The 6,807-nt window shown below is 37.9% G+C and carries 5 protein-coding genes and 1 riboswitch; of the genes, 3 read left to right on the top strand and 2 right to left on the bottom strand.

What is annotated here, in order from left to right; translation table 11 throughout:
- Positions 1 to 9 precede the first annotated feature (9 nt).
- A complete protein-coding gene (locus AC1DRF_RS13545; protein ID WP_323618482.1) occupies positions 10 to 1,329 on the top strand; it encodes an aspartate aminotransferase family protein in 1,320 nt (439 codons plus the stop codon).
- A 169-nt stretch (positions 1,330 to 1,498) separates the two neighbouring features.
- Positions 1,499 to 1,598, top strand: a riboswitch (SAM riboswitch).
- 243 nt (positions 1,599 to 1,841) lie between these two features.
- Here the strand turns inward: AC1DRF_RS13545 and AC1DRF_RS13540 are convergent.
- Positions 1,842 to 2,471 (bottom strand): hypothetical protein, encoded by a 630-nt coding sequence (locus tag AC1DRF_RS13540; RefSeq protein WP_427075627.1) that lies wholly within the window; start codon positions 2,469 to 2,471, stop codon positions 1,842 to 1,844.
- Positions 2,472 to 2,524: 53 nt separating this feature from the next.
- Entirely contained in the window at positions 2,525 to 3,103 is a 579-nt protein-coding gene (locus tag AC1DRF_RS13535) for a YkoF family thiamine/hydroxymethylpyrimidine-binding protein (RefSeq protein ID WP_255255764.1), read from the bottom strand.
- 513 nt (positions 3,104 to 3,616) lie between these two features.
- Between AC1DRF_RS13535 and AC1DRF_RS13530 the strand changes: the two genes are divergently transcribed.
- Together AC1DRF_RS13530 and AC1DRF_RS13525 are read left to right on the top strand one after the other, a co-directional pair.
- On the top strand, positions 3,617 to 4,960 hold the full coding sequence (locus AC1DRF_RS13530) for a 5'-deoxyadenosine deaminase (RefSeq protein ID WP_043980115.1): 1,344 nt from the start codon (positions 3,617 to 3,619) through the stop codon (positions 4,958 to 4,960).
- Between the two features lie 433 nt (positions 4,961 to 5,393).
- On the top strand, positions 5,394 to 6,719 hold the full coding sequence (locus tag AC1DRF_RS13525) for an NCS2 family permease (RefSeq protein WP_477740919.1): 1,326 nt from the start codon (positions 5,394 to 5,396) through the stop codon (positions 6,717 to 6,719).
- The last annotated feature ends 88 nt before the right edge of the window (positions 6,720 to 6,807 follow it).

Here is a 6,807-nt window from a genome sequence, read left to right as displayed (position 1 = left end):
GGATGTAGTATGTCAAAAGATTGGAGTCACTTATTTGAAAGAATGCCTGAATTGCTAGCACCGACGATGGCTAAAGACCATCCGAATTTGCCCGTTGTGAAAGAAGAAGGATGCTATTATTATGGATTGGATGGTAAAGAATATCTCGATTTTACTTCCGGAATCGCTACGACTAATGTAGGACACAGACATCCGAAAGTAGTAAAAGCAATCAAAGACGGAGCAGATCAATTATTGCACGGTCCTTCAGGTGTTATTATGTACGAATCGATACTAAAGTTAGCCGATGAGTTAGGAAAAGTAACGCCGGGCAATTTAGACTGCTTTTTCTTTGGAAATAGTGGCACCGAAGCAATTGAAGGAGCCTTGAAATTAGCGAGACATGTCACAAAGCGTCCGTATGTTATTTCTTTTTTAGGGTGTTTTCATGGCCGCTCGATGGGAGCTTTAAGTGTTACAACCTCGAAAAGCAAATATAGACAATTTCAGCAGCCTTCAGGACTGACGTATCAAATTCCATATGCGAATCCAAAAGAGTGCCCTGCGGAGCTAGACAGCGATGTGTACTTTACTGAAAAGCTTGAAAAAGATTTTGAAATACTCTTTAAGCACCAAGTCACGCCTGAAGAAGTGGCAGCCGTTATTTTGGAACCAGTATTAGGAGAAGGCGGCTATATTATTCCTCCGAAAAGTTGGATGAAGAAGTTAAGAGAGATTTGTGATCGTCACGGAATATTACTTATTTTCGATGAAGTGCAAACAGGATTTGGCCGTACCGGCGAATGGTTTGCTGGACAAACGTTTGATGTCGTGCCAGATATTATGGCTATAGCAAAAGGAATTGCTTCTGGAATTCCGCTTAGTGCAACGGTAGCTTCTCAAGAATTAATGAAGCAGTGGCCCCTTGGCACACATAGTACAACATTTGGAGGAAATCCTATTGGATGTTCAGCAGCACTTGCAACTCTTGAAGTGATGAAAGAAGAACAACTGCTGGATAACACGAAAAAAATGGGCGCTTATGCGTTAGAAAAGCTGCATCTTTTAAAGGACAAACATTCAATTATTGGGGATATCCGTGGTTTAGGACTTATGATTGGAATTGAAATTGTTAATCCGCATACGGGAGAAGGCGATGGAGACGCCTTATTCGAGATTTTAGACTTAGCTTTAGAAAAAGGTGTGTTATTTTATTTTTGCGGAAATGTAAGTGAAGTTATTCGCATGGTACCTCCGCTTACTGTAACAAAAGAACAGATAGATGCCGGCATTCGTATGCTAGATGAGGCTATCACTTCCTTTGAGAAAAAGTCAGCTGTAAAAGCGTGATAAAAAAATATAAAAAAATTATATATTTGTAACCTAGTTGTCATAGTAATGGTAGCGATATCATAGTTTTAGAGGGAAAACAATTTTCTGAAAAGTAGTTGACATCTGTTTGTGCAGCATGTAACATAATATTTATCTTATCAACAATTATCAACAAAATTCGACAAACTTCTTATCAAGAGAGGTGGAGGGATAGGCCCTGTGAAACCTCGGCAACGGACTTTATAGAACCGTGCCAACTCCCACAAGCAGTGCTTGAAAGATAAGAAGAGACCAGGCTTACTAACAATTGTGATCCCAACCTCTTCTTACAGGCACTTAGACACTGTAAGTGGAGGTTTTAATTTTATGACAAGAAGATGACATTTAGATAAAAAACAGCAGGCGAAATTACCTGCTGTTTTTATATGCTATAAAATGATAAATAACCTACCATAATTCCTAGTAAAAGTACTCCAATTGTAATACCAACAATCCACCACATCATTTTTTTCATTATTTATTCCTCTTTATCAATTAACTGTAGCTGTTGATCCGCCGGAAGCGCCGGAAGCTGTACCGTAAGCAGTTTGTCTTTTGATTCCGGCATTTTTAGCTGCAATTTTCCACTGCCAGTCGATTCGCCCGTAGGCTCGATTATTTTGCACCCAAGATTTTGAGCTCTTTTTTGAAATAGACACAAGGGGGTTTACATTTTTCGTGACGACGCCTCGTACACTTTTGACTGAAGTCACCGATGAGTTTTTCGTGTAATAGTCTACATACACCGTTAGTTTTGTTGTTGTAAATCCAGCCGCTTTATAAGAAGCCGTATAAGCTGCTGTTTTGAATAAAGGTGAAGCCGTTCTTGCTCCGTATGCTGCTGTACTTGCAGCTTCGACCGTGCCGCTAGTCTCTTCAATATCCATTTTTAACAGAGATGGATTCTTTAGTGATTGTACAACTTTTTGTTTTTGTTGACGCGACAGTTTTGAAAATTCATACAGTGAACTTTTATCACTTTGCGCTTTCAAGAACTGCGTGTAAGAAGCAACCGTTAAATGTGCAGGTTTTTCACTAGCCATAACAGAGTTTGGTACGACTAATAGACATAATAACGCACTTATCAGGAAAAAAGAAAAAAACGTTCTTTTTGTAGCCATATTTATATAAATCCTTTCTAGTATTCTATCTTTATAAATAGATACGAAGTAATTTATCGTTTTGAAGAAGGACTGTGTGCTGACATATTAACTGTCATCACGACACGAGCTTGCTGTACAGATTTCATAAAACATTCGTATAGAGAAGCGAATACTTTGTTCACATCTCCTTCTAAAGCTGTTGCAAAAGGCACGGTTTCGGCAAATACTCCCTGTTGTTTAACTGCGCCAATTCCGCTTTTGATGATGTCTACATAATGCGGCGTATCTAATGGATACAAAGAAAATTGAGTGGATACAGGGAACGAAGCACAAAGCTGTTGGTTTGAAGATATGTTTTCTTTTGGTTTTATTTTTCTTTCTTCAAAATATTCTTCGTGCTGCCCTGTTGAAAACGTGGCATTCAGCACAATATGCTTTCCTGATTTTCCAGCACTTTTATAAACGGCTTGCACAACTTCAAATACGTCTTTAGCACTTCCTTCAATAAACGTACTAACACGGTCCGTTTTTCGCTGAACTTTAGACATATCCACTTCGTTTAGTGCGCCTAAAATAATATCGATAAAGTTATCACTCATAACGGAAAGCGTAAAACGGCAGCCAACATTTATTTTTTCCAAGTTAATCACCCCTAAAATATAGATTTGTAGTTTTTTAATCATACAAATCATAAAATAACTTTTCTGTTTTGTATAGAAACAGAAGATAGATTCTTTATTTTTAGGAAATATTACATAGAAGAAACGAAAATAAATTGCATAACATGAAAAATAAGGGTGTTAAGAAAAGTTACATAATAAAAAAGAATAAAAAAACAATGTTAGAACTTCTGACAAAAAGCTGGTATATAGACTGAAAACACCATATTATAAATACAAGATCACATTATTCTCCTGCGATTTCGTATAACCTCTTGAAAAAGGGACTTGGGATTTTATCATAAATCCAACCTCCTAGCTGTATAATCAGCTAGGAATTTTTTTTACCCAAACTCTCTATCGCGCATGAGGTTACCTACACTTATTCAACTCAGAGCATGCACCATATATATTTAAGAACAGTGTAAGAAAGATTGCTTGAAGATGTTAGTGTTCGGCTTGAGCTAGAAATAGATAGATGTTACGAAAGAGGGGAAAGAAGGTATGACGCACACATTAATTAAAAATGCAGAGATTATTACGATGAATGAGAAGAATGATATTATTTACGGTGACCTTTATATTGTTGGAAATCGTATTGCAGCAATCGGGAAAAACCTGCATCCGGAAAAGGTAGATAAAGTCATTGACGCAGCAAATAAAACGATTGTGCCGGGCTTTATACATACTCATATCCATTTATGTCAAACGCTTTTTAGAGGGCAAGCAGATGATTTAGAGCTGCTAGACTGGCTAAAGAAGAAAATATGGCCGCTTGAAGCTTCACATGATGAAGAATCTATCTATTATTCAGCGCTGTTAGGGATCGGCGAACTCATTCAGAGCGGGACTACAACAATTGTAGATATGGAAACTGTTCATCATACGGACTCTGCTTTTCAAGCTATATCTCAAAGTGGAATCCGAGCTCTTGCAGGAAAAGTAATGATGGATAAAAAAGGCGATGATCTGCCAAAAGCTCTGCAGGAGACAACGGCTGACTCGATCAAAGAAAGTGTAGAGCTGCTTGAAAAATGGCATAATTCAAATAACAGTCGTATTCGATACGCATTCTCCCCAAGATTTGTGCTGTCGTGTACGGAAGATTTGCTGCGTGAAGTGAGCCATTTATCAGCTGCATATAATGTCCATGTACATACTCATGCTTCTGAGAATCAAGAAGAAATTCGCATCGTAGAAGCTGAAACGGGTATGAGAAATATCATGTACTTAGATCATTTAGGATTAGCCAATGAACGCCTTATTTTAGCGCACTGTGTGTGGCTAAATGATCAAGAAAAGCAAATTATTAAGAATCAAGGAGTAAAAGTTAGTCATTGCCCAGGCTCAAACTTAAAACTTGCATCGGGAATCGCAGATGTGCCCGGTTTATTAGAGCAAGGTGTATTTTTAAGTCTTGGCGCTGACGGTGCTCCTTGTAATAATAATTTGGATATGTTCAACGAAATGAGGCTGGCCGCTACGATTCATAAACCCTCGCACGGACCAACGGCCATGAATGCAAAGCACGTGCTAGAAATGGCTACAATCGGCGGAGCGAAAGCAGTCGGGCTTGAAAAAGAAATTGGAAGTTTAGAGGTCGGGAAAAAAGCGGATCTTGCTATTTTAAATTTAAATCAGCTTCATACTTTTCCATCTTACGGCGTAGACCCTATTTCCAGAGTTGTGTATTCAGCAACGCGAGGAGATGTAGAATTAACGATGGTTGATGGAGAAATTGTGATGGAAAATCGCGTGTTAAAAACAATTGACCAAGGAATTGTATTGAAAGAAGCAAATCATTCGATTGATCGTCTTTTAAAAAGAATCCCGCTTTTGATTTCATAAGATGTAAAACAAAGAAGAGGCTGGAATAAAAGTATTTTAACAAAAGTAAAACTCGAATTATTAATCGGAGTTATTGATTAATAATTCGAGTTTTTTTGTTGTCAAGGTGAACGTAGGTTTCATCTGTTTATTTGTCTTGAGAATGGATTTATTTAGTGATGTCTTAATCTCTTTTTTGTATAAATGAGTAAAAAGAGTACTCTTGCAACAGACTAAAAAGATAAGAGAAATAAATTTTCAAAATTCCAAACTAACGGAAGATAAAAATTTTTATAATGATAGCGTTTTCTACCTTTGCATATCTACAAATTAAGACTATAATAGGACAAAAGATTTTACTTTGCAACGTAAAATCCTCCTAAATCGTGTCTTTTTTAGGACATTTGAATAGGTAGGATTTTTTATTTTTTTTAGAAGTAGGGAGGCGCGCGTGTTGGAGCGTAACGGAATATTAGAGCGCTTGTTTAAACTATCAGAGCGCAACACAACACCAAAACAAGAAATACTAGCAGGACTTACAACTTTTATGACGGTCAGCTATATGGTAATTGTCAACCCCATTATCATGTCTGACGCGGGTATTCCCCGAGAAGCGGCTCTTGCAGCTACCATTTATGCCATTGYATTTAGTACGTTACTGATGGCTCTATGGGCAAATTTCCCGATTGTAACCGGTCCAGGGATGGGTTTAAATGCGTTTTTTACGTATTCAGTAGTATTAGGGCAAGGATTGTCATGGCAAACGGCACTTGGAGCAGTTTTTATATCCGGGGTCTTATTTTTTGTTTTAACGGTAACAGGAATACGCGGAAAGATTATTGATGCCATTCCGAACGTATTAAAGTCTTCCATAGCAGTTGGAATTGGTCTTTTTGTTGCGTTTATCGGTTTGAAAAACGCTGGATTAGTTGTGGCAAACGAGTCTACTTTTGTAGGGCTTGGAAATGTCATGGATAAAGGTCCCTTACTGGCTATTTTTGGGCTGATATTAGCAGCTGTACTGATGGCTAAAAATGTAAAAGGTGCTCTCATTATAAGTATTTTTGCTACGACAATATTAGCGATGATTGTAGGAGTACAAGCAGTTCCTCATTCCTTGAAAGACGTCTTTTCAGCTACGCCGCCAAGCGTTGGAGAAACATTTTTTCAAATGGATTTAAAGGGTGCAGTTGCCTACGGCATTTTTTCAGTTGTATTTTCTTTCACCATCGTAGAATTATTTGATACGCTAGCGACATTGATTGGATTATCTAAAAAAGCCAACTTGGTAGATAAAAACGGTAAAATTCCAGGTTTAAATCGCGCGCTTGCAGCGGATTCAATCGGTACAATGGCGAGTGCTATTTTTGGAAGCACTGCGTTAAATACGTATATTGAAAATGCAACAGGTATTGCAGAAGGAGGGCGTACCGGCTTAAAGGCATTAACGGTTGCCATCTTATTTATATTTACCTTGTTTTTTGCACCGCTCATTCAATTTATCCCAAGCGTTGCTACTGCTCCGGCACTCATTATTATTGGTTCGCTTATGCTGAGTGACATTCGAAACGTTAACTTCGACGACTTTACTGAAGTTGTTCCCGCTTTCTTAACAATTGTCATGATGCCGTTAACCTACAGCATTGCAGAAGGTTTAGCATTCGGCTTCATTTCATACACAGCGATTAAACTGTTTACAGGACGCCGTCGCGAAATTCATTGGATGATGTATGTGATCACAATTGCCTTTTTTATCAATTTTTATATGAGTTCGCATTAGGGATGAAAAAAGACGTAGCATTAAGCTACGTCTTTTTTTGTAAAGGCTTGTTAAGGGAACGAATTTTTATTTCATTAAGGTTGATAAA

The sequence above is a fragment of the Priestia sp. P5_B4 genome, from assembly GCF_056400385.1.
The sequence above is the reverse complement of the archived record's forward strand: the minus strand, read 5'-3'. Positions and strand labels throughout refer to the sequence as shown.